The organism is Frankia canadensis (assembly GCF_900197875.1).
Lineage (GTDB): Bacteria > Actinomycetota > Actinomycetes > Frankiales > Frankiaceae > Frankia > Frankia canadensis.
Map to the genome: position 1 here is coordinate 1 of NZ_FZMO01000271.1, position 4894 is coordinate 4894.

The 4894-nt window shown below is 74.2% G+C and carries 2 protein-coding genes; both read left to right on the plus strand.

Going from position 1 to position 4894, the window contains the following annotated elements:
* The coding region (locus C1A33_RS20280) for an nSTAND1 domain-containing NTPase (protein WP_165818486.1) at window positions 1–3851 on the plus strand (3851 nt) is incomplete at its 5' end.
* A 31-nt stretch (window positions 3852–3882) separates the two neighbouring features.
* Window positions 3883–4894: serine/threonine-protein kinase (locus C1A33_RS20285; RefSeq protein ID WP_133150752.1), on the plus strand; the 1012-nt coding region annotated here is incomplete at its 3' end.

The following is a 4894-nucleotide window of genomic DNA, read 5'->3' on the forward strand; positions in this document are numbered from 1 at the left end:
CGCCCGACCCCGCCGGCACACACCCGCCCGTCCCGACCGCCGTGGTCTCCGCCGACTCCGCGCTCGCAGCTACTCCAGCCGTGCCCGTGCCCGTGCCCGTGCCCGTGCCCGTGCCCGTGCCCGTTCCCGTTCCCGTCAACCCGGTCGTTGCGGCGGCCCACGCGTTCCCGGACACCCAGATCGTGCCGGCGGCGTCGGCGGTAGAGACGGTGCAGGTCTGCCCCTACCCGGGGCTCGCCTCGTTCGACGCGTCGTCCCAGCAGTGGTTCCACGGGCGGGAGCGCGCGACGGCCGATCTGGTGGGCCGGCTCGCGTCTCGGCTCGATGGTGCCGGGCCGCTGGTGCTGGTCGCCGCGTCGGGGGCGGGGAAGTCGTCGCTGCTGCGCGCCGGGCTGCTGCCCGCGCTGGCGCGGGGTGGGCTGCCGGGGTCGGCGTCCTGGCCGCAGGTCGTGGTCACGCCGACGGACCGCCCGATCCGCGAGCTCGCGAGGCGCACCGCGCGGGTGCTGGGCCTGCCGGCGGCGATGAGCGTGCTGCTCGAAGGCGCCGTCGCCGACCCCTACCGGCTCACCGGGATGCTCGCCGAGCTGCTCGACCGGTCCGAGGGCGGCCGCGAAGGGGGCCGTCGCCTCGTGGTCGCCGTCGACCAGTTCGAGGAGACGTTCACCCTCTGCGCCGACGAGGCGGAACGGGATGCTTTCATCCGCGGCCTGTGCGCGGTGGCCCGCGGCTCGGGCCAGGGCACGCCGCCGGCGGTGGTGGTGCTGGCGGTGCGCGCCGACTTCTTCGCGTCCTGTGCCGCCCATCCGGATCTGGTCGACGCGTTGCAGTCGGGGCAGTTCGTGGTCGGCCCGATGACCGCGAGCGAGGTGCGGGAGGCGATCGTCGAGCCGGCGCGCCAGGCCGGCCAGCGGCTCGAACCGGGCCTGGTCGAGGTGATGCTGCGCGACCTCGGCGCCGAGGCGGCGACCAGCGACGTCGTCGCTGATCCCGGCTCCCTGCCGCTGCTCGCCCACGCACTGCGGGCCACCTGGCTCGCGCGCGAAGGCGACACTCTCACCGTCGCCGCCTACCAGCGCATCGGCGGCCTGACCGGCGCGATCGCCCAGACCGCCGAGGAGATGTACGCGGCGCTGGACGCGGACGGCCAGCGGCTTGTCTGGCCGCTGCTGATGCGGATGGTGCGGGTCGGCGAGGGCGGCGACGACACCCGCCGGCGGGTGTCGCGGACCGAGTTGCTCGCCCAGATCGGCGATCCGGCGGCGCCGGTGGTGTTCGACGCGCTGGTGCGGGCCCGTCTCGTCGAGGTGGACGCCGACACCGCGCAGATCGCCCATGAGGCGCTGCTGCGGTCGTGGCCGCGGCTGCGGGAGTGGATCGATCTGGACCGGGCGGGGGCGCTCGCCTGGCAGCAGCTCACCGAGGCGTCGGAGACCTGGGAGCGCAGCGGCCGCGACCCGTCCTACCTGATCTCCGGCACCCGGCTGGCCGCCGCCCGCGACTGGGTCGAGACCGGCGAGCGTCACGCGGGTCTCGGCGCCGGGGCGCGAGAGTTCTACGACGCGAGCAGCGACCGGGAGCACGGCGAGCAGCGCGCCGCGGCGGCCCGGACCCGCCGGCTGAAGATCCTCGCCGCCGTGCTGACGGTCCTCGCGCTACTCGCCGTCGGCTCGACCGCCTACGCCTACGACCAGCGTTCGTCCGCCGACCAGGACCGGGACCGGGCGCTGTCGCAGTCGATCGCCGCCCGCGCCGACAAGCTGCGCCCCCTCGACCCGAGCCTCGCCGCGCAGCTCAGCCTGGTCGCCCACAACGTTGCCGACACCCCGGAGGCGCGCACGGCGGTGCTCGCCGCGGCGACGGTGACCCGCCAGATCGGCGCCCACACCCTCCCGATCGGCGCGGTCGCCTACAGCCACGACGGGAAGCTGCTGGCCACCGGAGGCGACGACCACGCGGTCGTACTGTGGGACGGCACCGACAAGAACCGGCAGGGCCCGCTCGGGCGGCTGCCGGACGTGGCCCACGGCGGGCACGCCTTCGCGGTGAAGTCGGTGGCGTTCAGCCCGACCGCGCCGGTGCTCGCCACCGGCGGCTCCGACGGCCAGGTCAAGCTGTGGGACGTGGCCCGCCCGTCCACCCCGCGGCTGCTGGCCACCCTGCCGCCGGCGCCCGACCACCGGGAGGTCTACGCCCTCGCGTTCAGCCCCGACGGGGCGATGCTCGCCACCGGCGGCTACGGGACCACGGTGGTGCTCTGGGACGTCACCCGTCCGGCCACCCCGGTCCGGTCGGGGGCGCTGGCCGGCCACACCGACGTGGTGCGGGCGGTCGCCTTCACCCCGGACGGGCGGCACGCCGTCACCGCGTCCGCCGACGGGCACGCGGCGGTCTGGGACGTGACGAACCCGTCCGCGCCCCAGTTGCTCGCCGGGCTCGTCGACCCGAACGCGCCCTCGGGCCCGAACCTGCCGGGGATACTCGCCGTCGCGGTCAGCCGGGACGGCCGCGGCGTCGTCACCGGCTCGGAGGCGGGCGTCATCAGCCACTTCGACATCTCCCAGCCGGCCGCGCCGGTGCCGGCGAAGACGGACGTGGCCGCGTCGATCACCGTGACCGGGCTCGCCTACCTCGACGCGACCAACGTCATCGCCACCACCAGCAGCGACGCCGCCTTCATCGTCGATCCGGCCCGCTCGTCGTCGGTGCTGACGTCGATCACCGTCGGCTGGAACACCTGGGCGGTGGCGGTCAGCCCCACCGACGCGACGATCGCGATCGGCGCCGAGGACGGGGTGCTGCGGCGCACACCGTGGACTGGTCTGATCGCCAGCCACACCGGGTCGATGCAGGCCGGCGGCACCTTCTTCCACAGCCGGATCCTGGCCACCGGCGACGACGCGGGCGAGCTCGCGCTGTGGCGGATCGACGGCGAACGCCACGTGACGGAACTGTCCTCCGTGGAGGCGCACGACGGCAGCTTCAGCGGCCTCTACTGGATCGCGGTGCGCCCGGACGACCAGGTGCTCGCGACCTCCGGCGACGGCGGCATCAGGTTCTGGGACGTCGCCGATCCCGCCCATCCACGGCAGACAGGCAGCATCATCGAGAACGACCGGACGGGCCACATCATCGAGTTCAGCCCGGACGGCCGCCTGCTCGCGGTCGGCAGCGGCAACGACATCGCCGTCTGGGACGTCTCGGACCCGGCGCACCCGGTCTCGCTGGCCCACAACAACTCCGCGCACCGCACCGACGCCGTCCTGGAACGCATCGCGTTCTCTCCCGACGGCACCCTGATGGCCAGCGTCGGCACCGACCGGCAGATCATCCTCTGGGATCTGCGCCGCCGCGGCCGGCTCACGATCGACAGCCGTCTCGGCGGATTCGCCGGTAAGATCAACGACATCGGCTTCGCCCCCCGAGGCCGCACTCTCGCCGCGGGTGGTGACGGACGGGTGGTCTACCTCTACGACCTGACCAACCCGGCCCGTCCCACTGAGATCGGCCGGCTGGCCCCGCACAACGGCGCCATCCTCAAGCTGCGCTTCAGCCCCGACGGCCGGACGCTCGCCACCGGAGGCGCGGAGATCCGGCTGTGGGACGTGTCCAACCTGCGCGCGCCAAAGCCGCGGGGCGACTTCCTCACCGGCTTCGACACCTGGGACCTGTTGTTCACCGCGGACAACGCCGATCTGGTCCCCGTCCTGCACGAACCGGCGATCGGCCTGCTCGGTCTCGACGTCGACCGGCAGGCGAGCATGATCTGCGCCGCTGCCGGCGACCCCATCACCCGGGAGGAATGGCGGCGCTACCTGCCCGACCTGCCCTACCGCCCGCCGTGCCGATGACGCGGATGACGCCGATGGCGAGGCGGGTTCGGTGACGCTCGACTTCACCCGGATCGAGGCCGCGCTGCCCGACTACCGGATCCAGGGCATCATCGGGCACGGCGGCTTCGGGCTCGTGCTGGCCGGCCAGCACCGTTACCTCGACGAACGCCAGGTCGCGATCAAGATGCTGGTCGGCGAGTCGGACAACGCCGACGGCCAGACCCGCTTCCGGGCGGAGGCGCGGCTGCTCGAACGGCTCGCCCATCCGCACATCGTCCGGATCTACAACTACACCGAGCAGAACGAGCTGCGCCTGCTCGTGATGGAGCGGCTCGGGGAGACCCTGCGGGCCCGGGCCCGAACCGGTCTGAGCGCCGACCAGGTCGTCGCGGTCGGGCTCGCGGTCGCGGCAGCGCTCGAACGAGCCCACGAGGAATCGGTCTTCCACCGCGACATCAAGCCCGACAACATCCTGTTCGCCGCGGACGGGCAGCCGAAGGTCACCGACTTCGGCATCGCCAAGATCCTCGAGTCGGCCGCCGCCACCGCCACCATGATCGGCACGCCCCGCTACATGGCCCCGGAGCAGATCACCCAGAGTGGTATCGGCCCCGGCTCGGACCTGTACGCGCTCGGCGTCGTCCTGTTCGAACTGCTCACCGGCGAGACGCCGTTCCCCCGCGAACCCGGCTCCGCCGAGCTGGCCGACCGGCTGACCCGCGCCGAGCCCCCGCCGATGCCGTCCGCGCCCCCCGGCATCGCCGCCGCCGTCCGCCACACCCTGGCCGGGAACATCGACGACCGCCCCCCGTCCGCCCGCGCCTTCGCCGTGGAACTCGCCCGCGCCGCGGCCGACGCCTGGGGCCCCGGCTGGCTGGACCGCTGCCCGCTGCCCCTGCACCTCCCCCAAGAGGTCCGCGACGCCGCCCAGACGGGAACCCCGCCGACGGGAGGCGGCGCCCAGGGCGGTGATGCCGACGCGGGCCCCTGGGCGGACGAACCGGCGACGATCATCGCCCCCTGGATGGCCGTCGACCGCTCCCACCCGTCCGCCTCCCCAC